The organism is Cupriavidus sp. OTU4054, from assembly GCF_038440175.1.
Classification (GTDB): domain Bacteria; phylum Pseudomonadota; class Gammaproteobacteria; order Burkholderiales; family Burkholderiaceae; genus Cupriavidus; species Cupriavidus pauculus_D.
Window position 1 is genome coordinate 150,044 of the sequence record NZ_JASATF010000004.1, and the last position, 25,997, is coordinate 176,040.

The following is a 25,997-nucleotide window of genomic DNA, read 5'->3' on the forward strand; positions in this document are numbered from 1 at the left end:
GCTTCCCTGCCCTCACCGCCCTCACCCCGGCCCTCTCCCCGACGGGAGAGGGCGTACAACGAAGGGCCCCACATCATGAACACTGAATATCGCAAGCGCCTTCCGGGTACCGACCTCGATTACTTCGACACGCGCGCCGCGGTCGAGGCCATCGAGCCCGGTGCCTACGACAGGCTGCCCTACACCTCCCGCGTGCTGGCCGAAAACCTCGTGCGCCGCTGCGACCCCGCCACGCTCACCGCGTCGCTGCGCCAGCTCATCGAACGCAAGCGCGACCTCGACTTCCCGTGGTTTCCCGCACGCGTGGTCTGCCACGACATCCTGGGCCAGACCGCGCTCGTCGACCTCGCGGGCCTGCGCGATGCCATCGCGGATGCCGGCGGCGACCCCGCCCTCGTCAATCCCGTGGTACCGACGCAGCTGATCGTCGACCACTCGCTGGCCGTGGAGTGCGGCGGCTTCGACCCCGATGCGTTCGCGAAGAACCGCGCCATCGAGGACCGCCGCAACGAGGACCGCTTCGACTTCATCAACTGGACCAAGAAGGCGTTCCGCAACGTCGACGTGATCCCGCCGGGCAACGGCATCATGCACCAGATCAATCTGGAGAAGATGTCGCCGGTGATCCATGCCGACAACGGCGTGGCCTATCCCGATACCTGCGTCGGCACGGACAGCCACACGCCGCACGTCGATGCGCTGGGCGTCATCGCCATCGGCGTGGGCGGCCTGGAAGCCGAGAACGTGATGCTCGGCCGCGCGTCGTGGATCCGCCTGCCCGATATCGTCGGCGTGGAGCTGACCGGACGCCGCCAGCCCGGCATCACCGCCACCGATATCGTGCTGGCCCTGACCGAATTCCTGCGCAAGGAAAAGGTCGTCGGCGCGTATCTGGAGTTCCGGGGCGAAGGCGCCGCGAGCCTGACGCTCGGCGACCGCGCGACCATCTCGAACATGGCACCGGAATACGGCGCCACCGCCGCGATGTTCTTTATCGACGGCCAGACCATCGACTACCTGAAGCTCACGGGCCGCAGCGACGAGCAGGTGGCGCTGGTCGAGACCTACGCGAAGACGGCCGGCCTGTGGGCCGACAGCCTCGCCCATGCCGAGTACGAGCGCACGCTGCACTTCGACCTGTCGACGGTCGTGCGCAACATGGCCGGCCCGTCGAACCCGCACAAGCGCCTGCCCACGTCCGACCTTGCCGCGCGCGGCATCGCAGGCAAGTGGGAGGAAGTGCCGGGCCAGATGCCCGACGGCGCGGTGATCATCGCCGCCATTACCAGCTGCACGAACACGAGCAACCCACGCAACGTGATCGCGGCCGCGCTGCTTGCCCGCAATGCGAACGCGCGCGGCCTCACGCGCAAGCCGTGGGTCAAGTCGTCGCTGGCGCCGGGATCCAAGGCGGTGGAGCTCTACCTCGAAGCCTCGAACCTGCTGCCGGAGCTGGAGAAGCTCGGCTTCGGCATCGTCGCCTTTGCCTGCACGACCTGCAACGGCATGTCGGGCGCGCTCGACCCGGTCATCCAGAAGGAGATCATCGACCGCGACCTGTATGCCACGGCCGTACTGTCCGGCAACCGCAACTTCGACGGCCGCATCCACCCGTACGCGAAGCAGGCGTTCCTCGCCTCCCCGCCGCTGGTGGTCGCCTATGCGATCGCGGGCACCATCCGCTTCGACATCGAGCGCGATGTGCTCGGTCATGACGCGGACGGCAAGCCCGTGACGCTCAAGGATATCTGGCCGAGCGACGAAGAGATCGATGCGATCGTTGCGCAGAGCGTCAAGCCATCGCAGTTCCGCGCCGTGTACGAGCCGATGTTCGCGCTGACCGTGGACAACGGCGAGACGGCCGATCCGCTGTACGACTGGCGTCCGCAGAGCACGTATATCCGCCGCCCGCCGTATTGGGAAGGCGCGCTGGCCGGCGAGCGCACGCTGCACGGCATGCGTCCGCTGGCGGTACTGGGCGACAACATCACGACGGACCACCTGTCGCCATCGAACGCCATCCTGCTGAACAGCGCGGCCGGCGAGTATCTGGCGAAGATGGGCCTGCCCGAGGAAGACTTCAATTCGTACGCGACGCACCGCGGGGACCACCTCACCGCACAGCGGGCCACATTCGCCAACCCGACGCTGAAGAACGAGATGGTCGTGGTGGACGGACAGGTCAAGGCCGGTTCGCTCGCGCGCATCGAGCCCGAGGGCAAGGTCACGCGCATGTGGGAGGCCATCGAGACCTACATGGAGCGCAAGCAGCCGCTGATCATCATTGCCGGCGCCGACTATGGCCAGGGCTCGTCGCGCGACTGGGCGGCCAAGGGTGTACGGCTCGCGGGCGTGGAAGCGATCGTCGCCGAAGGGTTCGAGCGCATCCACCGCACGAACCTCGTCGGCATGGGCGTGCTCCCGCTCGAGTTCAAGCCCGGCACCAATCGCACGACGCTCGGCATCGACGGCACCGAGACCTTCGACGTGATCGGCGAGCGCAAGCCGGGCGCGGAACTCACGCTCGTGATCCACCGAAAGGACGGGGAACAGCTGAAAGTCCCCGTGCAATGCCGCCTCGATACCGCCGAGGAAGTCTCGATCTACGAAGCGGGCGGCGTGCTGCAGCGCTTCGCGCAGGACTTCCTCGAATCGGCGCAGGCCGCCTGACCGGGGCACAAAGACAAGGACGCAACATGGCACACGCACCGCAAATCAAGATTCCCGCCACCTATCTGCGTGGCGGCACCAGCAAGGGTGTGTTCTTCCGCCTGCAGGATCTGCCGGAACGCGCGCAAGTCCCGGGCGCCGCGCGCGACAAGCTGCTGCTGCGCGTCATCGGCAGCCCCGACCCATATGCCAAGCAGATCGACGGCATGGGCGGCGCCACGTCGAGCACGAGCAAGACGGTGATCATCTCCAAGAGCACGCGGCCCGATCACGACGTCGATTACCTGTTCGGTCAGGTATCGATCGACTCGCCGTTCGTCGACTGGAGCGGCAACTGCGGCAACCTGTCGGCGGCGGTCGGACCGTTCGCGATCAGCAACGGCTTTATCGAGGCCAGCCGCATTCCGCGCAACGGCACCGTGACCGTGCGGATCTGGCAGGCGAATATCGGCAAGACCATCGTCTCGCACGTGCCGATCACCGATGGCCAGGTGCAGGAGACCGGGGACTTCGAACTCGACGGCGTGACCTTCCCGGCCGCCGAAGTGCAGCTCGAGTTCATGGACCCGGCGGCCGACGAACCCGACGCGGGCGGCGGCTCGATGTTCCCGACCGGCAATGTGGTCGATGACCTCGTGGTGCCGGGCGTCGGCACGCTCAAGGCCACGATGATCAACGCGGGCATTCCGACGATCTTCATCGAAGCCGAGGCCATCGGCTACAAGGGCACCGAGCTCCAGCGCGATATCAACAGCGACCCCAGGGCGCTGGCGATGTTCGAGACCATCCGGACGGCGGGCGCGCTGCGCATGGGCCTCATCAAGGACGCATCCGAGGCAAAGACGCGCCAGCACACGCCCAAGGTGGCGTTCGTGGCGAAGCCCGCGAGCTATGTGGCATCGAGCGGCAGGAACGTGGAAGCCGGCGACGTCGATCTGCTCGTGCGCGCGCTCTCCATGGGCGTGCTGCATCACGCGATGATGGGGACGGCGGCCGTGGCGATCGGTACCGCGGCCAGCATTCCGGGCACGCTGGTAAATCTGGCCGCCGGCGGTGGCGAGCGCGAGGCCGTGCGCTTCGGGCATCCGTCGGGCACGCTGCGCGTGGGCGCCGAGGCAAAGCGCGTGGAAGGCGAATGGGTCGTGACCAAGGCGATCATGAGCCGCAGCGCGCGCGTGCTGATGGAAGGCTGGATCCGCGTGCCGGGGGACACCTTGAACTAACCGGTATCTTTCCTCTATAGTGCTCCCTCCAAAACCCGGAGGCACGGCTTCACGAGAGTGCGTGCCTCCGCTAACAAGGAGGGGACCATGAACCGCAAGACCCGCAGTATCCGTCGCACCATCCATCTCTCGCTGCTGTCCGCAGCCCTGCTGTCCGCAAGCCTGCTGACCGCACCCGCCCACGCGCAACTCGCCCCGGCACCCACCGCGACGCAAGCCGCGGCGCAACCGGGTGCCGAAGCCCGCAAGGCCAATATCGTCATCATCGGCACGGGCGGCACCATCGCCGGCGCCGGCGCATCGGCCACCAACACCGCCGCCTATCAATCGGCCGTGGTGCCCGTGGACAAGATCATCGCGTCGGTACCCGAGATCTCGAAGGTGGCCAACGTCAAGGGCGAGCAGATCTTCCAGATCGGCTCGGAGAGCTTCAACAACGAGCGCCTGCTGAAGCTCGGCAAGCGCGTCTCCGAACTGCTCAAGCAGCCCGACGTCGACGGCATCGTGATCACGCACGGCACCGATACGATCGAAGAGACCTCGTACTTCCTGAACCTCACGCTCAAGAGCGACAAGCCGGTGGTCGTGGTCGGCTCCATGCGCCCGGGCACGGCGCTCGGCGCCGACGGCGCGCTGAACCTCTACGACGCGGTGCTGGTGGCGTCGAACCCCGCCTCGCGCGGCAAGGGCACGCTGGTCGTGCTCAACGACGAGATCCAGACCGGCCGCGACGTGACCAAGAGCAACACGTTCAAGACCGAGACGTTCCGCTCGCCGTTCGGTCCGCTCGGCTACGTGGTGGAAGGCCGCACGCTGTACTACCGCCTGCCCGCGCGGCCGCATACCACGCAGACCGAGTTCGATATCGACCGGATCGACAGCCTGCCCGAGGTGGCCGTGGTCTACGCATACGGCAACGTCAATCCGGCCAGCATCGATGCCGCGGTGAAGAACGGCGCGAAGGCCATCGTCTACGCGGCCACGGGCAACGGCAGCGTCGGCGACTACATGGTCGAGCCGCTCAAGGCCGCGCGCGCCAAGGGCGTGCAGATCGTGCGCGCCTCGCGCACGGGCAGCGGCGTGGTCATCCGCAATGGCGAGCAGCCGGACGACAAGTACGACTGGATCGTCACCGACGACCAGCTGCCGCAGAAGGCGCGCATCCTGATGGCGCTCGCGCTCACGCGCACCAACGACGCCAAGGCCCTGCAGCAGATCTTCTGGAAGTATTGATCGTCATCGTTTGACGCCCCCTCCCGCGCGGGAGGGGGAAGATTTCGCGCATCGGCGATTTCGCTTCGTCCGGGGCGGCGTTAGTTTGGATCCATCCAGACCCGCCACGGACCGATGCGACGATGATCCGCCCGCTACTCCCCTGCTCAACCGGACGCTCAACCGGACGCTCAACCGGGCGATCAACCGAACGCTCACCCGAACGCTCACCCAGACGCCTTGCATGGCTGGCCGCGCTGGCCCTGTGCACGTCCTATGGCCCACCGGCATCGGCCGAAGCCGCCGGGGCGACCGAGGCCGCCGACTTCGGCGAGCTTCCCGCCAAAAGCTGCCTGATCGCCAGCGATACGGGCTTCTACGGCGCGGGCGCCGGCACCCCCGCCCGCATCTGCCTCGGTGCCGACGAGAGCGTGGATCTGTCGATGGGACATCCCGACACCGCGCATCCCTATCCGGTCAACCGCGTCGAGGTGGCGCCCGGCCAGGACCTGATCGTCACCGATGCCACGCACTTCGACGGACGCATCTGGCGCCTGCGGCGGTCCCTGCAGGGCCCCGAACTCCGCGCACAAGGCATCCAGCGACATACGCTGGCGTCGGCGCGCGTGGTCCAGATGGCCTGCTTCCACGAACACGACGCGTTTGCCGGCAAGGCGCAGTGCCTCGGGCCCGGACCGCTGCGCAGGCGCCTCGCCAGGCTCGATTCCTCGGTCTCTTCGGTGCGTGTGCCGCCGGGCTACAGTGTCGCCGTGTTCCGGAGCGACAGCGGCATCGGCAAGTCGGCGTTGTATCGTGACGATGTCGATGCGGACATGCTGCGGCGCGACGGCCTCCACGACGCGATTCGCGCGGTCCAGGTCCTGCGCACGCGCCCCGCGTGCACGGCGCGGTGTGCCGTGGCGGCCAGCGATGCGTGGGATCTCGATGCCGTGCGGGGCGCGGCGCCGGGCACGCCCGGCCATACGCGCCTGACGTTCGTTCTGGCGGCAGGCCGCAGCTTTATTGTGGACTACGGCGGCGTGCTGCGGCTGGATATACGCAATGGCCGCATGATCGTGTCGACCGGCCGCCCCCGTCGTGACGAATACCGCCGCTTCGACGCGCGCACCCGCTATCTCACGCTGGAGATCGGCGCCACGGCGGGCGGTACCGATCTGCTGGCCCAGATCATCCAGTCGGACAGACGCGAGACACCGATCGCCACGCAACTCGTGCAGGAGCCAAACGCCGCGCCGGCTCACGCGTTGCTTTCGGTGCGGAACACGGCAAAGGGCGCGCTTGCGCTGGCGCCGGTGATCCATCGCTTCGAATGGAACGCGCTGGTCTCCTCGGCCCCACCGCCCCCATCGGAAGTTTCCGATGCGCCCTGACGCCATGCGCGCCGCCCTGTTCGCACTGATCGTCATGGTACTTGCCGTGCTGCCCACCGCGAGCCATGGCGAGGCCTGCCTGTACGAGACCGAGGCGGCCACCGACCCGTATCTGTGCGTACCCGACGACGGCATCCTGCGGGCGCGGCACGCAAGATTGCCCAAGGCGCCGGGCCACTACCCGATCGGCAAAATCGAGGTGGCGCCGGGATCCGTCGCCTACGTGTCCGACGAAGAGACCTTCGACGGCGCCATATGGGCGTTGCGGGGCACGCTCGGCGAGTCGGCGCTACAGGCGCGCGGCATGACGCCGGCGTCGGCCACGGTACTGGCCGTATTCCCGGCCGCCTGCTTCTATCGCGGCACCCGGCTCAGGAGCAAGCGCCTGTGCTTTCCCCCGGGGCCGCTGCGCACCTACACGCCGGACCTCTTTGCATTCGCGTCCTCGATGCGCATCCCGAGTCAGCTCACCGTCAATGCGTTCACGGATTTCCGGGGACGTGGCGCCATGGCGACGTTCCGCGGCAGCCTCGATGGCAAGGCCCTCCAGCGCGCCGACATGCTCCAGCGCATCCGCTCGGTCCATGTCGCGCGCATGAAGCCACCGCCGGTGCTCGGGCCCGTGGTCATTCCGGCCGGCGACGCCTACGACCTGGCATCGATCTTCGGCCCGCATATGTTCCCGGGCAATGGCAATCCGTATGTGATGATGCTCTTCGACGCCGATCCGGGCCGCGATATCGAGGTCACATACGGCGCGCGCATCTCGGTGCGCATGCGCAAGCAGTCCGCCGTGGCACGCATGCTCGATCCCATCGCCCCGATGGCGTCGCTCCCGTCCGACAAACGCACGCGCTACTACGCGTTCACCATGGAACTGCGGCCCGGACATACGGCCTCCGTGATGGTCATGCAGTTGAGCGCGGAGTACGCCCTGATCGGGGCCACACCGTGGCTCGATGTCCCGTGGGACGAGCCCGTGGATGCCGTGCTATCGGTCCGCAATGCGTCGTTCGCCAAGGCCGTGCGGCTCGAGAACCTGCTGTTCGAGGTCGGTCCCTTCCATGACCGGGGTGTGCGCGCGGCGCACTGCGAGCGAATCGCCCTCAAGCAGTGTCATGACGCGGCCAACGACACGACCAACGACAGCGCCAACGACAGCACCACCGAGCCGTCGCAGCCCATCGCGCCGTTGCCGGTGCCGCCGACGCAGACGGCACTGCCGCGCTCGCCGCTGCCCCTGGCACCGCCGCCCGCGGATGCGCTGCTGCTGACCAATATCGGCCTGAACGGCAACCCGATGGCCGTGGCCGCCGCACAGCGCGCATGCCGCATCCCGCTGATGAGCGGACGCCGCCCGCTCGGCCTGCCGGGCAAGGACTATTGCGTCAGCCGGGCCATGACCATCGTGACGATGTACCAGGTCTTGTACGAGGATCTCTGGCGCCTCGATGCCTTTACCGCCGTGATCGACAATATCCTCGCGCGCGGCACGACCGGACTCCGGACGATGGACGTCAGCGCCGAACAGACGCTGATCGAGGCTGTGCGCTGGCAGACCGGTCCGCAAGACACGCGGCGCGCGGAAGCGCTGGCCGCATTCCATCATGCCAATCTGGTCCGTGCCTACTCGGTGGCGCGCACGATGAACATGGAGGGGGCAACGGCGATGGGCCACGCCGGCGAGACATCCGCGTCCGGCATCTGCGGTGGCGTCAAGCGGTCGATCGCCGCCCTGCGCTGGGCCGCGCTGGGCCGGTACGACCTCGACCTGACCCGATACGCGCCGATGGACGTCCGGCCACGCGTGCGGCGCAACGGCAAATGGACCGAAGCGGAGGACGCGTTCGAGGTCACGGAGGTGCAGGCCGGTCAGATGGGACGCCAGCGGCAGGTCATCGACATCGCGCACACCTGGCAACGCGAGTATCTGCTCGCCATGCGACCCGACGCCCTGCGCACCGCGCTTGCCGACGATTGCCCCGATAGCGACGGCTACACCGTGCGCGACTTCCTGGCCTCGACCGGCCTCTCGGCCGCCATGGGCATCGAGGCGGCGGTACGCGACGACGACGGCGAGGAAAACGTCGTCATGCTGGTGCGATATCGAGGGGTCCCGGCCGCCATGCTGCTTGGCACGATTCCGCGGCATGGATCGCTGGAGGCCGAGATCACGCTGATGGTCAGCGCGCCGGCCAATGTCCTGCCGCCCCATGGCGATGGCGCCGTGCGGGGCGCGGGGAGCGCGGCCTTGCAGGCGTTTCTGCGGTATTGCCAGGCGCGTGGCATGACCGCGGTGCGCGTCGAAGCGGTCACGGAACCGAGCGCCACGATCCATCAGCGCGCGGGCTTTCGATTACTGGACGACCTCGCGGAGGTCCGGACCGAGCCGCCCGCGTGATGGGTGACCGCGTGATGGGTGACCGCGCGATGGGTGAGCGCGTGATGGGTGAGCGCGCGATGGGTGAGCGCGTGATGGGCGACCGCGCGATGGGTGACGCCGCACGCCATGGCGCAATCGCGGGCATTTGACCGCTTCCGGCGCATGGCCGTCGGGAGGCGCCGCGGACCGAGCCCGTATAATGCCTGCCTGTTGCCTGACGATAGCCCGCATGTCCGCCCTGCCTTCCGACCCCGCCCTGTCCACGCCCCTCGCTGCCGAAGCCGATGTTGAAGCCGATGCCGACGGAGGCCTCGCGCCCGATCGGCCCGATAGCCCGTGCATTGGCATCTGTTCGACGCTGTTCGACGAAATTTGCCAGGGTTGCGGCCGCACGGCCGCCGAGGTGAGCAACTGGGTTTTCTTCAGCGAAGAAGAAAAGCGCGTGATCTGGGCGCGGATTACCGCCGAGGGAACCGGCAAGCGGTTCCGGTAAGCAGCACCAGCAGCGACACCAGTCGGCGGCGCCTACAGTCCCGCCTGCTCCAGCCAGCGCGCAAACATCGTCGCCCCGGCGGCGGCCACCGACTCCCCAATCTCGCGCGTCCGCGCGCGGATCGTGCGCGGATCGATCCCGGCCTTGCCGAGTTCGACCGTATGCCCGATCAGCCAGGTCTCGATATCGCCCGCGCGCACTTCCGGGTGAAACTGCAACGCCAGCACCCGATCGCCGATCGCGTACGCCTGATGCTTGACGGCATCCGTCGATGCCAGCAGCGTGGCCCCTTCGGGCAGATCGAACGTATCGCCATGCCAGTGCAGCACCTGCCAGTCCGCCGCGCCCAGCGCGGCCAGCGCTGACGCCCGGCCCGCCTCCGTCGGCGTGATGGGCGCCCAGCCAATCTCGCGCGTCCCCGGATAGACCTTCGCACCCGATGCGCGCGCAATCAGCTGCGCGCCCAGGCACACGCCAATCACCGCGCCACCGGCCCGCAACCGCTCGGCGATGACGGCCACCTCGGCATCGAGCCACGGATACACGTCCGACTCATAGACCCCGATCGGGCCACCGAGTACCAGCAGCAGATCGGCCGGATCGGCCACGACCGGCGACAGGTCGTCCACGCCAGCCTGAAACACGCGCAACGCATGACCGCGCGCCTGCAGGACATCGCCGATCACGCCCGGATGCTCGAAGGCGACATGCTGGATGACATCGGTGCGCAGGGTCCGCCGGATCTGGTCCATCGTAGTGACTCCAGGTTGCGTAAAAAGTGTCATGGTGCCACATCTTTGTATCTCGCCTGTATCGGCCGGCGCGACCGCAACTTTCGTAGGAAGGCGATAGGTCGGCGGCAGGCCTTTTCTTATGCTGAGTGCGCGTCAACCACCGAGACCGCGCATGAAAACACGATTGCCCATGGCCCGCCGTATGGCGTCGCGGGTCGCAATGCAGACCACGCTGAGAACCACACCGAGGACCGCGATGGTGGTTGCGCTGGGGGCCGCAATAAGCCTGATGGCGCCAGCATTCGCCGAAACCATCGACCTGTCGTCGCCGTTCGGCGCTGCCTGGACGGATCCACAGCCGAAAGAGCTGCTGCTCGCGTACGATCTTGAAGCGGGCCGCGTCTTTCGGCTCGACTACGGCGACGATGTCCAGATCGCATTTGGCGAGCGCCACGTCAGCCTGATCGCCGGCGCACCCCGGCGCATCCAGTCACACCTGCGCTATCTGCCGGGCACCCGCTATATCAGCGTGGCGCTGAGCGTCGGTGAAGGCCGTTCGACCGATCTGCAATTGATCGAAAGCGATGCCAAACGCGGTTACCTGCGGTCTTCGCCGATCGTGAGCCTGCCGTGGCCGAAATCGCCGACCGAGCGGCTGTCCATGTATGTTCCCGAGACGGCTGCCAACCGCGGCGCGCCATTGCTGACGGATACGATCCTCCGCAGCGCGCGGGACGAGGACTTGCCCGCGCATCGCCCGCGACGGGATATTGCCTGCGACGCGGCGCCCGAACTGATTCACGTCGTCAATTACTTCCTGGGCTTGTGCGGCAAGGCCGCGCAACCGGCGCTGGCGCCGACCGCACCGCCCGCACCGGTCACGCCTGACGGCGATGCCCTGCCACCGGCCCATCTGGTGAGCGTCCTCGCCAATGGGCGCAATCCCCTGGGACTGATGGCGGGTGCCTATGCGTGTGGCTTCCCGCTCGACTACGCCGCCGCGCCGCGGATGAAACGCGACACGGTGCCCTCGCTCGCCTGCCTGTCGCGCGCGACGCTGATCGTGACGCTGTATCAGGTGCTATTCCCGCGCCAATGGGATCTCGCGCATTTCACGCGCACGATCGACAACGTGCTCGGTGGGGGCAGCGTGGGCGAAACCACAGCGAACACGCAGGACATCACGGCCTTTGTCGGCGCGGTGCTGCACCAGACCGGCACGACCGACACGCGCCGCACCGACGCGCTGAGCGCGTTTCACCGCGCGAACGCCGCGCTCGGGACATTGGGCGCGTGGTCGCCACTGTCGTCCGCTTCTTCGTCCGCTTCTTCGTCCGCTTCTTCGTCCGCTTCTTCGTCCGCTTCTTCGTCCGCCTCGTCCGCCTCGCCATCTACCTCGGCGGCAAGCTGCACCGCCACGTCGGCGACCCCCGCGTCGATGGCGGCGCGCGCGCGCACCGCCATGGTCGGCCGGTACGCGATCGACCTCGCAGGCTATACGCCGCGGGCGATCGTTCCGCGCATCCGGCAGCACGGCACGTGGGTGGAATCGGGCGCCTTCACGCATACGATCGTCGATACCGACGATCTTGCCGCGCTGGTGGAGATCATCAACACGACCGATGCATGGCATAAACGGTATGCCGCGTATGCGCGCACGATGCCGCGGAGCGGGCTGATCCCCTGCGCCGAGCGGCAACGCCAGGACCTGCTCCGCGCCGCCGTCTCGATCGCCTTCAATATCAATGGCGACGCGCATGGCGGCACCAGCGACGGCACGGTCTTCGTGGTCGTCCGGCATGGCGGCGTCATCGTCTCGATCCAGCAGGGGCGGCGCGGCACTGAGCGCGACGGGGACAGCGAAACCATGCGTATCGTCGATTCCCTCAGCGCGCCGGACAACGTCATCACGCCGGACGCCGAGGGCGCGCTGCGCGGCGCGGGCGCCTACGCACTGCAGCAGCTACTCGAGTACAGCCGCGCACATGGCCTGCAACGCGTGACGTCCACCGCGATCACCGAGCCTTCGGCGCTGGTAAAGGTGGACGCCGGTTTTTACCGCACGGGTAACATCAGGGAATGAGACGCGGCGACGTACGCCTTGCGCTATTGGGCAGCCGCCTGGCGCGGCTGCAGCACGAGCGTCTCGAATACCTTCCCGCCCGCGGGCTCGCGGCCGCCGATCACGATCGATTGCACGGCGGCCCATTTATCGGTCCAGTCGCGATAGTTCGGCGAGAGCGCATTGCCCGATTGCCCCGTGGAACTCATAAAGCGCGATGCCTGCAGATCGGACAGATCGTAGATCGCGCGCAGGCTCGCCGCATGGGTGCTCTCGAATGGCGCGCGCTCGTCGCGCAGGCTATGACGGCCCACGTCGATCGTGTAGGTATCGCCACCGGTCGGCACGCGGATATTGAACAGGCTCGACAGGTAAGGCACCTTGCCGAACGGCTTGTGCTCGGCGCGCGCGGTGTGCGCGTGGCCCCAGTTCCACTTGGCGGCGTCGCTGCCGTAGCGGGCATCGAGATCGGCCACCGCCCGCGCCCACGCAAGGCCGATGGTCGTGGCGCACGTCTCGCGATCCGGCGTACGCGTGTCGTCGCACCAGTACGCGCCGAGGCCGTTGGGATCGCGCAGCGCGTTCATCATCGGCTGCTGCACGTTACGCTGCTCCCACAGCCGCTGGAACTGCGCGTCGCCGACCTTGTCCTGGAACATCAGCCGCGACAGCTCGCGCAGCCATGCGGTGACCACGAGCGGTTCGCGGCGATTGGCCAGCATATTGCCGTCCCATTTGCGCAGATCGTCGACCAGCGCGCGCTCGCGCGCGGGCAGCCCCGCATCGCTCGCGACGGGCGCGGCCAGCAGCAACGGCAGCGCTTCGCGCACGGCCGGCGAGACCACATCGCGCTGGATCGCGGCAAAACTGTCCATCGTATGGCGCGGCGTCGCGCCGAGCAGCGCGCGAATACGATCGTAGCGATACGGCACCGTCCATTCGCTCGTGAGGAAGTACGGATAGTCCTTGCCGACGATCTTCTGGTTGGCCGTGACGATCATGCCTTCCGGCGGGTTGAAGCTGCGCGGCAATGCGTCGAACGGCACGAAGCCCTGCCAGTCGTAGCGCGCCTCCCATCCCGGCGCGGGCGCGAGCCCCATGAGGTCGTTGTCGGCACGGCGCAGCGGCACCCTGCCCGGCGCGATAAAGCCGATATTGCCATCGACGTCCGCATACACGATGTTCTGCTGCGGCGCATGGAAGTTGCGCAGCGCCGCGACGAAGGTATCCCAGTTGGTGGCCAGCCCAAGCTTGTAGCTCGCCTCGAACGTCCGGTCGTCGGGCCGCAGCGCCGTCCACTGGAACGCGACCACATACTGCGCGCCCAGCGGCTTGGCCGCGGCGGCGACCGGCGCGGTCACGTCGGAGATCACGGGGCCATGGCGCGTCGTGCGAACGGTCAGCGTGACGTCGGGCGCGTCCTTGACCCGGATCGTCTCGGTACGCGTCTCGAACGCGGCCCATCCGTCGGGCGTCTGATAGCGATCGGGGCGGCCGGGCTGAATGCGCTCGATATACAGGTCCTGCACATCGGGCGCGGTATTGGTGAAGCCCCACGCGATGCGGCGGTTGTGCCCAAGCACGACGATCGGCGCACCGGGCAGCGTGGCACCCGTGACGTCGAGCCCCGGCGCCCGCATGCGCGCGAAATACCAGAGCGCCGGTGCCTGCAATCCCAGATGCGGATCGTTGGCCAGCAACGGTTTGCCCGAACGCGTATGCGCGCCGGACACGACCCAGTTGTTGGAGCCCATGCCCTCGACATAGCCGGACGGCGCCTGCCGTACGACGCTTGCCATCGCCGTGGCCAGCGGTGCCAGCCGGCGATAGAGCGCGGCATAGTCCATCGTGCGCAGCGGCGCGTCGCCGGGGTACGGCGCAAGAATTTCGGCAATGCGCGCGGTGGACAGCTGCTGCGCGAGCCCCATGCGCAGCACCTCCTGCGTCCAGTTGCCGCCGAGGTCCCACGCCATCATCGTCTGCCAGCCGATGGTATCGGCCGGTTCCCAGTGCTCGGGCTGCGCGCGCAGGATCAGGAATTCGGGCGGCAGCGGTCCCCTGCGCGTGTCGATATACGCGTTGACGCCATCGGCATATGCCTGCAGGATCGCGCGTACCTCGGGGGATGCCTGCGCGACGATCGCCTCGGCATTGCGCCGGATGCCAAGCGTGCGCAGAAAGCGGTCGGTCTCGAGGCCCTTCTCGCCAACGAGTTCGGCCACGCGCCCGGCGACGATGCGCTTGTTCATCTGCATCTGCCAGAGCCGGTCCTGCGCATGGGCGAAACCGAGCGCGTAGTAGGCGTCCAGCGCGTTGCTCGCCTCGATGCGCGGCACCGCGTTGCGGTCTCGCACGATCACCACGCGTTCGCGCAGCCCGGCCAGCCTGAGCGTGCCGGCCGTATCGGGTTGCGACGCCTGCCGGTACCACGCGTAGCCGCCGATGAGCGCGGTCGTCGCGATCACCAGCAGCGAGACCAGTACCCATCCCAGCCGTTTGATCCAGCGCATGCGCGATCCTTGCCCGGTCCGATCGGTCCGACCGCTCAGACAGTTGCCCTGCGTTGCAGCGACTTGTACTCGAGGAATTCCTCGAGCCCGTAGACGCCCCCTTCGCGTCCGTTGCCGGACTGCTTGAAGCCGCCGAACGGCGCGTTCATGTTGAACGGCCCGCCGTTGATATCGACCTGCCCCGTTCGCAGACGCCGCGCCACGCGCAGCGCGCGGTCCTCGTCGCCCGACCATACGCCGCCGCCGAGTCCGTACACGCTGTCGTTGGCGATGCGCACCGCGTCGTCCTCGGTGTCGTAGCAGATGATCGACAGCACCGGCCCGAAGATTTCCTCCTGCGCGACCGTGGCTTTCGGATCGACGTTGCCGAGCACGGTCGGCCGCACGTAGAAGCCCTGGTCGAGGCCGTCGGGGTTCTCGGGGCCGCCCGCCACGAGCTCCGCGCCTTCATCGAGGCCGCGCTGGATATAGCTGACCACGCGCTGCTTCTGCGCGGCGGATACCAATGGACCGAGCTTGGCCGCGTCCGAGAGCGGGTCGCCCACCGTGAAGCCCGCCACGACCTTGCGCACGATCTCGCGCACCTCGTCGTAACGCGCGCGCGGCACGAGCATGCGCGTGTGCGCGGAGCAGGTCTGCCCCGAGTTGAGATAGCACGCGTTGACGGTGCCTTTCACCGCTTGCGCAAAATCTGCATCGTCAAGGATCACCGAGGCGGACTTGCCACCGAGCTCCAGCGCCACGCGCTTGACCGATTGCGCGGCCAGTTCGGATACGCGCTTGCCCGCGCGCGTGGACCCCGTGAACGACACCATATCGACCTCGGGATGGCTGGCCAGCACCTCGCCGACGACCGGACCGTAGCCGCTCACGAGGTTGAAGACGCCGGGCGGCAGGCCCGCGACCTCGATCACCTCGGCCAGCACGAACGCATTGAGCGGCGCCACCTCCGACGGCTTGAGCACGACCGTGCAGCCCGCGGCCAGCGCGGGCGCGACCTTGAGCGTGATCTGGTTGAGCGGGAAGTTCCACGGCGTGATGGCCGCCACCACGCCCACGGGCTCGCGCACCACGAGCGAGTTGCCCACCTGCGCCTCGAACGCGAACGTCTCGAGCAGCGTGGCGGCCTGGCTCCAGTTGTAGACGGGCCCGCCTACCTGAATCGCGCGCGATAGCTTGAGCGGCATGCCGACCTCGCCCGCGATCAGGCGGGCCAGTTCATCGGTCCGCTCGCGCAGGCCTTCGGCGATCTTGCGCAGATAGCCGGCGCGCACCGCCACGGGCGTCGCGGCCCAGCCGTCGAACGCGGCACGCGCGGCCGCGATCGCATCCTCGGCGTCGCGCGCATGGCCTTCGGGAATCCGGCCCATCACCGTCTCGTCGCTCGACTGGATGACGTCGATCAGGCCCGAGCCGTGCGGCGCGATCCAGCTGCCGTTGATAAAAAGCTTGTCTCGTTGCTGCATGGCCACAGTTCTCCCAGAGGTGAATAGGCGTTTGCAATATTTTTGATCAATTTGCGTCGTACGCGCCATTGTAGAGCGGATTGGCACATCCCACTTTCGGGGGGCGGGCAAACCGGGAGGGCACACCGTGCCCGCACGATGCGATCATGCGAGCAAACAAGAGTCATGAGAACCAGATAACGGGATCAGGCGGGATTGGGTCAAGGAGGGGACATGGTCAACCCGGTGTTTCACAAGACGGAAGCGGGACAGGAAGAAATTCGCACGCGCGGCCGGAAGCTCGATCACAAGCTGCGCGCGCTGCTGCTGATCGTGAATGGGGAACGGAGCCAGTCGGCGCTGCTCGATCAGGTGGCGGGCATGGGCGTGGGACAGGAGGCCCTCGATACGCTGCTGTCGCTCGGCCTGATCGCGCCATCCGAAGGGTCCGCGACGGCCGAGGCCGCACCGGTTGCCGCGCTTGCCACCGCGGCCACCTCCGCCGCGCCGGTCGGCATGCAGACATCGGCGGCCGACGTCGCGGGCGGCGACGGATATCGCGAGCTCTATCACTTCTACACCGATGTCATCGGCCACCACCTGGGCCTGCGCGGCTACGTGCTGCAGGTCAAGGTGGAAAAAGCAGCGACACTCGTGGAGCTGGCCGCGCTGCGCGACACGCTCGGCGTGGCGTTGCAGAAGGCCAAAGGCGACCTGACCGCGCACGCGATCATCGCGGAGCTCGATCAGTTGCTCGCGCAGCGCGGCGTGTTAGGGGTGGTGCGGTAGGGGTGGTGCGATAGGGGTCGTGCGATAGGGGCCGTGCCCCGACGCCCTTCGCGCGTTTGGCCAGTTTCGCCAGTTTCGAGCCGTTACGATAGCGGGTGGCGGCGCGCGTGCGTACTGTGGGCCTATGCCCACCCGCCCGCACGCCTGCCTGCCAATCCTGCTGCTAGCGGCCGCCTCGACAGGCGCCGCCCCCACTCCCGCGCATGCCAGTCCACCGGCAAGCTGCCCGCCGGCACAACGCGCGGCCGTCCATCTGTTTCTCGATATCGCCTGCACGGCGCCAGCCAGTCACCCCGGCACGCCTGCCGCCTGCGATGCCCCGCACCCACACGGCCGGCGCCTGCTAGGCGCCGACCTGCCCGTCGTCGCCTGCGCCAGACGCGTGGCATGGGTCCTCGCGCTGTTCGGGCAAATCATTCGTCCCTGGTGGAGCACGCCGGACTACCGATGGGACACGCGCCGGTTCGATCAGGTCGTCAGCGATGCGCGCAATGGCGACGTGCCCTTTGACGATCTGCCGCCGGCCATGCGCATCGGGCTTGTCGAGGCGGTCCGCGGCACGCTGCGGCCGGACGACGGGCCCGTGCCCCATGTCAGCGTCACCCCGGCGTCCGATCCACGCATGCGGCAACCGGTCTCCGCCATCGCCGCGCTCGGCCTCGAAACCGCCGTGGACCGGTACCTCGATCCGCCGTCCGCTGCCGCCAATGCGCATCGACACTACGGCCCGCCGCCGGCCGTCCGTATGGACGTCGATAGCCCGGCATCGATCGCCGTGTATGGCTGGGACCTGCGGCGGACGTGGCCCGAGCCGGGGCCGCCGCTACGCTGGCGCGCCTCGCCGGACGGCATGGCGTGGCAGCCCGACCTCGCCCACAGCTTCACGCCCCAGATCCTCGACTCGCGCGCGGCGGGCGCGCCACAGCCGTTCTCGGACCACCCGGTATTGCAGTACATCGTGGGTCAGATGGATACGTGGCGGCTGGCTCCGTTCACCCCTTACCGGGATCTGGGCCTCCCCGAAGAGATTCGCACCCTGGCGGGCGTCGCCCGGCAGCAGGCCGCCAACGTGCGCGAAGCCGCGCGCGCGCCGCTGGCAACGGCCTCGGTACGTCATGTGTATGTGATCGTGCGCCTCGCGGGGGGTGTGGAAGCGGTACTGCACGGCTCCGTGGGGCGCTTTGCGCCCACCGTCGCCGAGATTCACGCCATTGCTGTCCCGGCGCGAAACGTTTTCCCCACCCTGCCATTGACGCCCGTCACGTATCGGCAGGCTGCCGTGCGCGGCGCCACGGCTGTTGCCATACGCGCCTTCGTCAACCATGTTCAGGGCCATGGCGCGACGATGCTGGCTTATATCGGGCAGGATCTGCCCGCCGCATCGCCCGCACAACGGACGGTGCCGCACGACGAACCGTAGTCCGCCCGGTGCGGCCGCCGGTCAGCCGTCGATACCCTGCGATTGCAGGTATTCGTCGTAGGTGCCGAGGTAGTCGGTCAGCGTGCCATCGGTGCGCACTTCGATGACGCGCGTGGCCAGGCCGCTGACGAATTCACGATCGTGCGAGACGAAGATCAGCGTGCCCGCGTACTTGTCCAGCGCGATCTGCAGCGACTCGATCGACTCCATGTCCATGTGGTTGGTCGGCTCGTCGAGCGCCATCACGTTATGGCGGCCCAGCATCAGCTTGCCCCAGATCATGCGGCCCTTCTCGCCACCGGACAGCACCTTGACGGACTTCTTGATGTCGTCGGCCGAGAACAGCAGGCGGCCCAGCGTGCCGCGCAGCGACTGGTCGTCGTCGCCGGCCTGCGTCCATTGGCTCATCCAGTCCATCAGGTCGCGGTCTTCCGGGAATTCCTCGTACGTATCCTGCGGCATGTAGCCGACGTTCGCGTTTTCGGCCCACTTGATGGTGCCGCGTTCCGACGGCACACCGCCCTTGACCGCGCCGTGCAGCAGCGTGCGCAGCAGCGTGGTCTTGCCCGCGCCGTTCTCGCCGATGATCGCCACACGCTCGCCAGCCTGGATGGCCATCGACATGTCGTTGAGGATCTTGCGATCGTACGACTTGGTCACGCCTTCCGCTTCCACGGCGAGGTTGTGCAGCTTCTTCTCGAACTCGAAGCGGATAAACGGGTTCTGGCGCGACGACGGCTTGATGTCCTCGACCTTGATCTTGTCGATCTGCTTCAGACGCGACGTGGCCTGACGCGCCTTCGACTTGTTGGCCGAGAAGCGGCGCACGAAGTCCTGCAGTTCCGTGATGCGGTCCTTGGCACGCGCGTTCGCGGCCACCTGACGCTCGCGCGCCTGCATGGAAGCTTCCATGTAGTCGTCGTAGTTGCCCGGGTAGACCTTCAGCGTGCCGTAGTCCATGTCCGCCATGTGCGTGCACACGGAGTTCAGGAAGTGGCGATCGTGGGAGATGATGATCATCGTCGAGTTGCGCTCGTTGAGCACATCCTCGAGCCAGCGAATCGTGTTGATGTCGAGGTTGTTGGTCGGCTCGTCGAGCAGCAGCACGTCCGGATTCGAGAACAGCGCCTGCGCCAGCAGCACGCGCAGCTTCCAGCCCGGCGCGATCTCGCTCATCGGGCCCTGGTGCTGGTCCGTCGGAATCCCCACGCCCAGCAGCAGTTCGCCGGCGCGCGCTTCGGCCGTGTAGCCGTCGTACTCGGCGTACTTGGCCTCGAGGTCCGCGGCCTTCATGTAGTCGTCGTCGGTCGCTTCCGGATTCGCATAGATCGCGTCACGCTCGGCCGCGGCGGCCCACATCTCGGTGTGGCCCATCATCACGACGTCGAGCACGCGCGCATCTTCGTACGCGAACTGGTCCTGACGCAGCTTGCCCAGACGCACGCCGGGCTCCAGCATCACGTTGCCCGCCGACGGCTCGAGGTCGCCACCGAGGATCTTCATGAACGTGGACTTGCCACAGCCGTTCGCGCCGATCAGGCCGTAGCGGTTGCCTTCGCCGAACTTGACCGAGATATTCTCGAACAACGGCTTGGGGCCGAACTGCATGGTGATGTTTGCGGTAGAAAGCACGTCTGGAACCTTGTATGGAGAGATGGCGCGGCAGCGCCAGTCCGCCGGGAAAAATAAACGACGATTTTACCACTCGCGCGGTCGATCGCCCTGTAAGCAGAGTGGTGGCTAGCGCACCGGATAGCCCGATAACGCCAGCGAAAAGCCGCCGGCGCGCGCGCTCAGCCGTGCCCGCGCGCCCACGGGCAGCGTGAGCTTGCGCGCGCAGTGCCCGAACGGCAGACCCGTGACCACGGGGATGCCCGCGCGGTCCTGCACGTACGCGAACACGGTGTCCATGTCGTAACCGTTGTCGTAGTCGGTCGTGCGGTAGTTCGAGAAATCGCCGAGCACGATCGCGCGCTGCGACGCGAGCACGCCGGCCTGCAGCAGCTGCAGCAGCAGCCGTTCCACGCGGTATGGCGGCTCGTTGACGTCCTCGAGGAACAGGATGCCTCCCTGTATATGGGGACAGTCAGCCGGAAGATAAGGGGTACCGAGCAACGTGCCGAGCATCGCGAGGTTGCCGCCCCACAGCGTGCCCTCGATCGCGCCCGAAAACGGTTGCCCGGCCAGCTGGGGCGCCTCCACATCGATCATGTAGGACGGATCGCGCAGGATGCCCTCGAAATGGCGCCACATATAGGCATCGACGGCCTCGGGACCGAAGTCCGCGAGCAGCATCGGCCCGGCGAACGAGACGCCGCCGGTGGCCGCAAGATACGCGAGGTGGAAGGCCGTGAAGTCGCTATGCCCGACGATCAGCGGCTGCGTCGCGCGCGCCTGATCGGCAATGCGCGCGAAGTCGATGCGATCGAGCAGCCGCGCCATGCCATAGCCGCCGCGCACCGCGAGCACGAGTTCATGCGCACCGCCCGTGCCGATGGCGTGGAGGTCCGCCAGACGTTCGTCGTCGGTGCCCGCGAAGCGGTAATGCCGGCGCGCGAGGACCTCCGGGTTCGTCACGCGATAGCCGTGGTCCGCGAGCCACGCGCAGCCGCGCGCCGCGGTGGCGTCGTCATGCGGGTAGCCCGAGGGGGCGATCAGGCGAACGGCGGTCTCGGCAAGGCTCATGCGTCGGTATCCGTCTTGAGTGCGGCGGCTTTCTGGGCAGCCTTCTGCGCGCGCCGCTTCGCGCCGAAGAAGTCCCGCAGCATCTGGCCGCACTCGTCGGCCATCACGCCGCGCGTGACCGTGGTCTGGTGATTGAGGCTCGCCTGCGCGAACAGGTCCACCACGCTGCCCGCCGCGCCCGTCTTCGGATCGGTGGCGCCAAACACCACGTGGCGCAGCCGCGCGTGCAGGATCGCGCCGCTGCACATCGCGCACGGTTCCAGCGTGACATAGAGCTCGCACTCGGGCATGCGGTAGTTGCCGAGCACGCGCGCGGCCGCGCGCAGGGCCTGCATTTCCGCGTGCGCGGACGGATCCACCGAACGGATCGGCAGGTTATGTCCACGCGCGATGATGTCGTCGTTCCACACCACCACCGCGCCCACGGGCACTTCGCCGGCCGCCTCGGCCAGCCGCGCTTCCTCGAGCGCCGCCATCATATAGCGGCGATCGCGCGCCGCATCGTCGGCAGAGGGGGCGAAAGCGTCAGCGGTCATCAGTCCTGCGCGGGCAGCCTGACGGGCGCGCTGACTTCGGCCCAGCAGTTCGGCGTCTCGAACAGCACGAGTCGCGTGAGCTGCAGCTGGTGGCCGAAGCAATCCTTGAAGACAGGCGCCAGGATATCGAACGCTTCCTGCGCAAGGTTCTCGACGGTCGGGATCGACTCGATCACGACGGTCTTGTGGTTGTCCATCGTCTGCAGGAAATTCAGCAGCGCGGTGTCGCCGCGATAGATCAGGAACGCGTGGTCCCACTTGTTGACCAGATGCTCGTTCGCCAGCGCCTTGATGTCGCCGAAGTCGAGGATCATGCCGTCGTCCGGCGCGCCCTCCAGATGCAGCACCTCGCCGGACAGCGTCAGGTCCAGGCGATAGCGATGGCCATGGATATTGCGGCACTGGCCGCCATGGCTCGGAATGCGGTGGCCGGCATCGAACTCGAGACGGCGGGTAATGGAGACTTGTTTCGTCATGGATCAGCGAATGCCCAGCAGCTTGTGGGTCTGCAGCGACAGGCGCCAGCGCGGATGGCGCTGGCAGAAATCGACCGCGGCAGCCGTATTCTGCCGTGCCAGCGGGCCATCCATGGCCTGCACCATGAAATAGCGGAAATCGAGCTGCTCGTATGCCGCGAAGTCCTGGCCGTCCTGCGGAATGACCACCTTGAGCTCGTCGCCCTTCGTGACGACGAGTTCCGCCCCCATCTTCGGGCTGACGCAGATCCAGTCGATGCCGTCGGGGACCGCGATGGTGCCGTTGGTCTCGATCGCGATCTCGAAGCCGCGCGCATGGAGCGCGGCAATCAGCGGCGCATCGAGTTGCAGCAGCGGTTCGCCGCCGGTGCACACCACGAGCGGCTTGCCACCGGCGGCCTCGGCGCCCTGCGGCCATTCGGAGGCGACCACGTCGGCCAGTTCGTCGGCCGTGCGGTATTTGCCGCCGCGCGTGCCGTCGGTGCCGACGAAGTCGGTATCGCAGAACTGGCACACGGCCCGCGCACGGTCTTCCTCGCGGCCGGTCCAGAGGTTGCAGCCCGCAAAGCGGCAGAACACCGCCGCGCGGCCCGCATTCGCGCCCTCGCCCTGCAACGTGTAGAAGATTTCCTTTACGGCGTAAGTCATGAAGTGTGCGTCGGTCCCGGGGGGTCTGAAATATCGCGGAAAAACCGAAAATTATACCAGTCGCTCAGGGTTTACGCTTGGGACGTAGTCGCTCCCGAGGTGTCGCGACAGGAAGTCGAGGAATACGGAGATCCGGGCCGACAACTGCGTATTGAGATAGTAGACCGCGTGGATGGACTGCCGCACCTCGACGGTCTCGCGCATCAGCACCTGCACGAGGTTGCCCGCGCGGCGGTCGGTCTCGGTCATAAAGTCGGACAGGCAGGCCATGCCCTGGCCGGCCAGCGCGAGGTGGCGCACGGTTTCGCCGCTGGATGCCGAAATATGTGGCGTGATCTGCACCCCATCGCCATCTTCGCTGCGTAGCGGCCATCGGTTCAGATGATCGGGCTGGTTGAACCCGAGCAGCGTATGGCTCGCCAGATCCGCCACGGATTTGGGCCGGCCGTGCTGCTTGAGGTAGGCCGGACTCGCGAGCACGCGGATCTGGCTCGTGCCCAGTGCGCGCGCATGCAGCGTGGAATCGCGCAGCACGCCGATGCGGATGGCCACGTCGGTGCGGTGCTCGAGCAGATCGATGATCTGGTCGTTGGTATTGAGTTCGAGCTCGATATCGGGATAGCACGCGCGGAATGCGCCGACCAGCGGCACGATCACATGGATCATGAACGGCGATGCCGCGTTCACGCGCAACCGGCCGGCCGGCTTCTGGCGCCGCAGGGCCATCTGCTCTTCGGCCAGCTCGGTCGCGGCGAGGATCTCGCGCGCGTGGGCGAGCATCGCCTGCCCTTCCTCCGTCAGTTCCAGCCGGCGCGTGGTCCGGCGCAGCAGCGTGGTTTCCAGTTTTTCCTCGAGCCGCGACAGTGCGCGGCTGATGCCGGATACCGTCTGGTCGAGCGAGTCGGCGGCGGCCGTGATCGACCCGCGATCGACGACGGTCACGAATGCGGCGAGTTCTTCGAGCGTGAGTTTCATGCGGAGGGCGGCGTTATTCTTGAATAATAGTCAAATATCTTATTCGAATCACATGCTTTTTCCGCGAAACGATTGCGAGGACAGTGACGGCAACGCTGTGATTTCCGCCGCTATCCCCTTTCCTTCCCGGAGCCTCTCATGCAAATGCCCCAGTTCGGTCTTGGCACTTTCCGCCTCAAGGACCAGCAAGTCATCGATTCGGTCCTGACCGGCCTCGAGGTCGGCTATCGCCATATCGATACCGCGCAGATCTACGGCAACGAAGCCGAAGTCGGCAAGGCGATTGCCGAGAGCGCCGTGCCGCGCGAAGACATTTACGTGACCACCAAGATCTGGACCGAGAACCTCGGCCGCGATGCGCTGCGCGCGAGCCTCGAGACCAGCCTCGAAAAGCTGCGCACCGACAAGGTCGATCTGACCCTGATCCACTGGCCGTCGCCGAAGCAGGCCGTGCCGCTGCCCGAATATATGGAAGCGCTGTTGGCCGCCCGCGAAGCGGGCCTGACGCGCGAGATCGGCGTGTCCAACTTCCCGACCCGGCTGCTGAAACAGGCGATCGACGTGGTCGGCAAGGATGCCATCGCCACCAATCAGGTGGAGGTGCATCCGTTCCTGCAGAACCGTACGCTGGCCGCGTTCATGCGCGAGCAGGGTATCCATCTGACCGCCTATATGCCGCTGGCCTATGGCAAGGTCATGGACGACATCGTGCTCAAGCGCATTGCCGCCGATCATCAGGCGTCGCCGGCGCAGGTGGCGCTCGCCTGGCTGATGCAGCAGGGCTATGCGGTCATTCCGTCGTCCACCAAACGCGCGAACCTCGAAGCGAACCTCGCGGCGGCGCGGCTGAAGCTGTCGGATGCGGAGATGGATGCGATCGCCACGCTCGATCGCGGCGAGCGGCTGGCCAACCCGGAAAGCCTGAATCCGGGCTGGGACTGATCGACGCAACGGTCAACGCACCAGCACCGCGCGCGCGAACCATTCGTCGAGCATGGCCTTTTCGTACCGGAGCGGATCGTTGTAGCCGTAGATGTTCACGCCCCACGCGAAGTTCATGCTGTTGATGCGCTGGGCGTTCGCGCTGGCCACCACGTCGTCGCCATGCCGCAGCACGTAGCTGAGCGTCATGCGTGGCCACGTGGCGTCGCGGATCACGCGGATATTGCCGCTGGCGTAGCGCCAGTCGATATAGCCCGCGAGATCCACGTCGAGCACGTCGATCGCGAGCGTGTATCCGGGCGGCAGCTGCCGGGCCGCGAGCTTTTCCAGATGCCGGCGGATATCGTCGAGCACGTGCGGATCGCTGCCGTAGTTCTCGGTGCGCGACGCATCCGTATAGGCTTCCGGATGGACGAACGTGACGGTCAGCGCACCGGGGTTGCTGCTCTCGGTCGCCGCCGTGGCGGAGGTTGCCGCCGCGAACGTCAGTGTTGCGATGGTCGCGATGGCGGTCAGGGACAGGATCTTGGGCATGGCATGCCTTTGATGCAGACGAGGCGTCTTGCATCTTAGCCCAGCCACCTTTCAACTCTCCACGATCCCGACGAGATTGCCGCGTACGCGTTGCAGCATCGCAATCAGCTGGTCCGACTCCTGAGGGGTGAAGCCGCGCAGCGCTTCGGCCGCGATCACGTCGCCGACGCGGCGGGCCTGGTCGAGCGCCTGCGCGGCCTTGTCCGTCATGCGCACCATGCGTTCGCGCCGATCGGCGGGGTTGGGCCGCCGGGCGATCCAGTCGCCCTCTTCCATGCGGTCCAGCAGGCGGCCGGCCGAGATCGGCGCCACTTCCATCAGTTCGGCCAGCCTGACCTGATTGACCTCCCCGTAATGCGAGAGGTAGGCCAGCGCGCGGCATTGCGCGCGGGTGAGGTCCAGCGATGAGCGCGCGAGGTCGTCGAACCGCTTGCCGGTCAACCGCCCGACATCGGCCACGAGGAAGCCAAAGCGCTTTTCGAGGTTCGTCTCCATGGCGGCGATTATAGGAGGCTGCCGCGCATGGCCGGTTTCATCGTGTCTTTCCGAAATTGCCATGGCGAAATCGACAAGACGGGGGCGGACTGCTTTAAGCTAGTGGCCTGTTCCCCCGACGGACGCGCAATGCCCACTTACGACTACCGCTGCGCCGAATGCGGCGACTTCGCGCGCATGCGGCGCATTTCGGAACGCGATGAACCGTGCGACTGCCCGGTCTGCGGCGCGGCGTCGCCCCGCGCGCTGGTCGCGGCGCCGTCGCTGGCGGGCACCACGGCGGGATCGCTCGATGGCGGGGGCGCGCATATGCATAGCGCGACCTGCGGATGCGGGTCGGGGGGCGTGAAACTGGCCGGGCGGTCGTAGGCGCT

At 67.2% G+C, this 25,997-nt stretch carries 23 protein-coding genes; 12 read left to right on the top strand and 11 right to left on the bottom strand.

All coding sequences use genetic code 11. The features are described 5' to 3' along the window. Positions 1 to 75: 75 nt before the first annotated feature. The 7 genes from acnD (at position 76) to AAHB16_RS07200 (ending at position 9,372) form a co-directional block, all read left to right on the top strand. Positions 76 to 2,670 (top strand): Fe/S-dependent 2-methylisocitrate dehydratase AcnD, encoded by a 2,595-nt coding sequence (gene acnD / locus AAHB16_RS07170; RefSeq protein WP_342050476.1) that lies wholly within the window; start codon positions 76 to 78, stop codon positions 2,668 to 2,670. A gap of 26 nt (positions 2,671 to 2,696) precedes the next feature. Then, a complete protein-coding gene (prpF, locus tag AAHB16_RS07175; RefSeq protein ID WP_150371645.1) occupies positions 2,697 to 3,893 on the top strand; it encodes a 2-methylaconitate cis-trans isomerase PrpF in 1,197 nt (398 codons plus the stop codon). A gap of 87 nt (positions 3,894 to 3,980) precedes the next feature. Continuing rightward, the gene (locus AAHB16_RS07180) at positions 3,981 to 5,126 is read left to right on the top strand and encodes an asparaginase (RefSeq protein WP_342050477.1); all 1,146 of its coding nucleotides are present in this window, start codon (positions 3,981 to 3,983) and stop codon (positions 5,124 to 5,126) included. A 122-nt stretch (positions 5,127 to 5,248) separates the two neighbouring features. Beyond that, positions 5,249 to 6,496 carry a hypothetical protein gene (locus AAHB16_RS07185; protein ID WP_342050478.1) on the top strand — a complete coding sequence of 416 codons (1,248 nt, stop codon included), beginning with the start codon at positions 5,249 to 5,251 and terminating at the stop codon, positions 6,494 to 6,496. Further along, positions 6,486 to 8,897: a hypothetical protein gene (locus AAHB16_RS07190; RefSeq protein ID WP_342050479.1), complete on the top strand. Its 2,412-nt coding sequence runs from the start codon at positions 6,486 to 6,488 to the stop codon at positions 8,895 to 8,897. Before AAHB16_RS07185 ends, AAHB16_RS07190 begins: the two co-directional genes overlap by 11 nt. Next, positions 8,894 to 9,028, top strand: a complete 135-nt coding sequence (locus AAHB16_RS07195) for a hypothetical protein (protein WP_342050480.1) — start codon at positions 8,894 to 8,896, stop codon at positions 9,026 to 9,028. The genes AAHB16_RS07190 and AAHB16_RS07195 overlap by 4 nt, the downstream gene beginning before the upstream one ends. 80 nt (positions 9,029 to 9,108) lie before the next feature. Further along, positions 9,109 to 9,372, top strand: coding sequence for a DUF1289 domain-containing protein (locus AAHB16_RS07200; protein WP_446718071.1), 264 nt, complete (start codon positions 9,109 to 9,111; stop codon positions 9,370 to 9,372). A gap of 32 nt (positions 9,373 to 9,404) precedes the next feature. On the opposite strand, the gene AAHB16_RS07205 is transcribed toward AAHB16_RS07200, so the two are convergent. Next, entirely contained in the window at positions 9,405 to 10,124 is a 720-nt protein-coding gene (locus AAHB16_RS07205) for a glutamine amidotransferase (protein ID WP_150371641.1), read from the bottom strand. Positions 10,125 to 10,245: 121 nt separating this feature from the next. Here AAHB16_RS07205 and AAHB16_RS07210 point away from each other — a divergent pair, with 121 nt between their 5' ends. Continuing rightward, positions 10,246 to 12,189 carry a hypothetical protein gene (locus AAHB16_RS07210; RefSeq protein WP_342050481.1) on the top strand — a complete coding sequence of 648 codons (1,944 nt, stop codon included), beginning with the start codon at positions 10,246 to 10,248 and terminating at the stop codon, positions 12,187 to 12,189. 23 nt (positions 12,190 to 12,212) lie between these two features. Here the strand turns inward: AAHB16_RS07210 and AAHB16_RS07215 are convergent, their stop codons facing one another. Both AAHB16_RS07215 and AAHB16_RS07220 read right to left on the bottom strand, forming a co-directional pair. Beyond that, the gene (locus AAHB16_RS07215) at positions 12,213 to 14,678 is read right to left on the bottom strand and encodes a penicillin acylase family protein (protein WP_342050482.1); all 2,466 of its coding nucleotides are present in this window, start codon (positions 14,676 to 14,678) and stop codon (positions 12,213 to 12,215) included. Positions 14,679 to 14,713: 35 nt separating this feature from the next. Next, positions 14,714 to 16,144, bottom strand: a complete 1,431-nt coding sequence (locus tag AAHB16_RS07220) for an aldehyde dehydrogenase family protein (RefSeq protein WP_342050483.1) — start codon at positions 16,142 to 16,144, stop codon at positions 14,714 to 14,716. Positions 16,145 to 16,357: 213 nt separating this feature from the next. On the opposite strand from AAHB16_RS07220, the gene AAHB16_RS07225 reads away from it, so the two are divergent. Together AAHB16_RS07225 and AAHB16_RS07230 are read left to right on the top strand one after the other, a co-directional pair. Next, on the top strand, positions 16,358 to 16,912 hold the full coding sequence (locus AAHB16_RS07225; RefSeq protein ID WP_342050484.1) for a hypothetical protein: 555 nt from the start codon (positions 16,358 to 16,360) through the stop codon (positions 16,910 to 16,912). A gap of 124 nt (positions 16,913 to 17,036) precedes the next feature. Next, complete coding sequence (locus AAHB16_RS07230) at positions 17,037 to 18,332, top strand: hypothetical protein (protein WP_342050485.1); 1,296 nt, start codon at positions 17,037 to 17,039, stop codon at positions 18,330 to 18,332. 21 nt (positions 18,333 to 18,353) lie between these two features. Here the strand turns inward: AAHB16_RS07230 and AAHB16_RS07235 are convergent, their stop codons facing one another. The 6 genes from AAHB16_RS07235 to AAHB16_RS07260 all read right to left on the bottom strand — a co-directional run bounded on the left by AAHB16_RS07235 (position 18,354) and on the right by AAHB16_RS07260 (position 23,652). After that, the gene (locus AAHB16_RS07235; protein WP_150371634.1) at positions 18,354 to 19,964 is read right to left on the bottom strand and encodes an ABC-F family ATPase; all 1,611 of its coding nucleotides are present in this window, start codon (positions 19,962 to 19,964) and stop codon (positions 18,354 to 18,356) included. Between the two features lie 108 nt (positions 19,965 to 20,072). Then, on the bottom strand, positions 20,073 to 21,017 hold the full coding sequence (ldcA, locus tag AAHB16_RS07240; protein WP_342050486.1) for a muramoyltetrapeptide carboxypeptidase: 945 nt from the start codon (positions 21,015 to 21,017) through the stop codon (positions 20,073 to 20,075). Then, positions 21,014 to 21,553 carry a tRNA adenosine(34) deaminase TadA gene (tadA, locus tag AAHB16_RS07245; protein WP_342050487.1) on the bottom strand — a complete coding sequence of 180 codons (540 nt, stop codon included), beginning with the start codon at positions 21,551 to 21,553 and terminating at the stop codon, positions 21,014 to 21,016. Before tadA ends, ldcA begins: the two co-directional genes overlap by 4 nt. Then, positions 21,553 to 22,029, bottom strand: a complete 477-nt coding sequence (locus tag AAHB16_RS07250; protein WP_342050488.1) for a 6-pyruvoyl trahydropterin synthase family protein — start codon at positions 22,027 to 22,029, stop codon at positions 21,553 to 21,555. Before AAHB16_RS07250 ends, tadA begins: the two co-directional genes overlap by 1 nt. 3 nt (positions 22,030 to 22,032) lie before the next feature. Continuing rightward, a complete protein-coding gene (gene queE / locus AAHB16_RS07255; RefSeq protein ID WP_342050489.1) occupies positions 22,033 to 22,677 on the bottom strand; it encodes a 7-carboxy-7-deazaguanine synthase in 645 nt (214 codons plus the stop codon). Positions 22,678 to 22,728: 51 nt separating this feature from the next. Then, on the bottom strand, positions 22,729 to 23,652 hold the full coding sequence (locus tag AAHB16_RS07260; RefSeq protein WP_150371629.1) for a LysR substrate-binding domain-containing protein: 924 nt from the start codon (positions 23,650 to 23,652) through the stop codon (positions 22,729 to 22,731). 138 nt (positions 23,653 to 23,790) lie between these two features. On the opposite strand from AAHB16_RS07260, the gene dkgB reads away from it, so the two are divergent. Further along, positions 23,791 to 24,594 (top strand): 2,5-didehydrogluconate reductase DkgB, encoded by an 804-nt coding sequence (dkgB, locus tag AAHB16_RS07265; protein ID WP_342050490.1) that lies wholly within the window; start codon positions 23,791 to 23,793, stop codon positions 24,592 to 24,594. A gap of 12 nt (positions 24,595 to 24,606) precedes the next feature. Here dkgB and AAHB16_RS07270 read toward each other — a convergent pair whose 3' ends face one another. After that, entirely contained in the window at positions 24,607 to 25,128 is a 522-nt protein-coding gene (locus AAHB16_RS07270) for a DUF3016 domain-containing protein (protein ID WP_342050491.1), read from the bottom strand. Positions 25,129 to 25,179: 51 nt separating this feature from the next. Continuing rightward, positions 25,180 to 25,623 (bottom strand): MarR family winged helix-turn-helix transcriptional regulator, encoded by a 444-nt coding sequence (locus tag AAHB16_RS07275; protein ID WP_342050492.1) that lies wholly within the window; start codon positions 25,621 to 25,623, stop codon positions 25,180 to 25,182. A gap of 129 nt (positions 25,624 to 25,752) precedes the next feature. Between AAHB16_RS07275 and AAHB16_RS07280 the strand changes: the two genes are divergently transcribed. Beyond that, entirely contained in the window at positions 25,753 to 25,992 is a 240-nt protein-coding gene (locus tag AAHB16_RS07280) for an FmdB family zinc ribbon protein (protein WP_150371625.1), read from the top strand. Positions 25,993 to 25,997 lie beyond the last annotated feature (5 nt).

What these genes read in the sequence shown, in the direction of transcription:
- acnD (WP_342050476.1), top strand. Translation starts at nt 76, where the DNA reads ATGAACACTGAATATCGCAAGCGCCTTCCGGGTACCGACCTCGATTAC.
- prpF (WP_150371645.1), top strand. Translation starts at nt 2,697, where the DNA reads ATGGCACACGCACCGCAAATCAAGATTCCCGCCACCTATCTGCGTGGC.
- AAHB16_RS07180 (WP_342050477.1), top strand. Translation starts at nt 3,981, where the DNA reads ATGAACCGCAAGACCCGCAGTATCCGTCGCACCATCCATCTCTCGCTG.
- AAHB16_RS07185 (WP_342050478.1), top strand. Translation starts at nt 5,249, where the DNA reads ATGATCCGCCCGCTACTCCCCTGCTCAACCGGACGCTCAACCGGACGC.
- AAHB16_RS07190 (WP_342050479.1), top strand. Translation starts at nt 6,486, where the DNA reads ATGCGCCCTGACGCCATGCGCGCCGCCCTGTTCGCACTGATCGTCATG.
- AAHB16_RS07200 (WP_446718071.1), top strand. Translation starts at nt 9,109, where the DNA reads ATGTCCGCCCTGCCTTCCGACCCCGCCCTGTCCACGCCCCTCGCTGCC.
- AAHB16_RS07205 (WP_150371641.1), bottom strand. Translation starts at nt 10,124, where the DNA reads ATGGACCAGATCCGGCGGACCCTGCGCACCGATGTCATCCAGCATGTC.
- AAHB16_RS07210 (WP_342050481.1), top strand. Translation starts at nt 10,246, where the DNA reads ATGCTGAGTGCGCGTCAACCACCGAGACCGCGCATGAAAACACGATTG.
- AAHB16_RS07215 (WP_342050482.1), bottom strand. Translation starts at nt 14,678, where the DNA reads ATGCGCTGGATCAAACGGCTGGGATGGGTACTGGTCTCGCTGCTGGTG.
- AAHB16_RS07220 (WP_342050483.1), bottom strand. Translation starts at nt 16,144, where the DNA reads ATGCAGCAACGAGACAAGCTTTTTATCAACGGCAGCTGGATCGCGCCG.
- AAHB16_RS07225 (WP_342050484.1), top strand. Translation starts at nt 16,358, where the DNA reads ATGGTCAACCCGGTGTTTCACAAGACGGAAGCGGGACAGGAAGAAATT.
- AAHB16_RS07230 (WP_342050485.1), top strand. Translation starts at nt 17,037, where the DNA reads ATGCCCACCCGCCCGCACGCCTGCCTGCCAATCCTGCTGCTAGCGGCC.
- ldcA (WP_342050486.1), bottom strand. Translation starts at nt 21,017, where the DNA reads ATGAGCCTTGCCGAGACCGCCGTTCGCCTGATCGCCCCCTCGGGCTAC.
- tadA (WP_342050487.1), bottom strand. Translation starts at nt 21,553, where the DNA reads ATGACCGCTGACGCTTTCGCCCCCTCTGCCGACGATGCGGCGCGCGAT.
- AAHB16_RS07250 (WP_342050488.1), bottom strand. Translation starts at nt 22,029, where the DNA reads ATGACGAAACAAGTCTCCATTACCCGCCGTCTCGAGTTCGATGCCGGC.
- queE (WP_342050489.1), bottom strand. Translation starts at nt 22,677, where the DNA reads ATGACTTACGCCGTAAAGGAAATCTTCTACACGTTGCAGGGCGAGGGC.
- AAHB16_RS07260 (WP_150371629.1), bottom strand. Translation starts at nt 23,652, where the DNA reads ATGAAACTCACGCTCGAAGAACTCGCCGCATTCGTGACCGTCGTCGAT.
- dkgB (WP_342050490.1), top strand. Translation starts at nt 23,791, where the DNA reads ATGCAAATGCCCCAGTTCGGTCTTGGCACTTTCCGCCTCAAGGACCAG.
- AAHB16_RS07270 (WP_342050491.1), bottom strand. Translation starts at nt 25,128, where the DNA reads ATGCCCAAGATCCTGTCCCTGACCGCCATCGCGACCATCGCAACACTG.
- AAHB16_RS07275 (WP_342050492.1), bottom strand. Translation starts at nt 25,623, where the DNA reads ATGGAGACGAACCTCGAAAAGCGCTTTGGCTTCCTCGTGGCCGATGTC.
- AAHB16_RS07280 (WP_150371625.1), top strand. Translation starts at nt 25,753, where the DNA reads ATGCCCACTTACGACTACCGCTGCGCCGAATGCGGCGACTTCGCGCGC.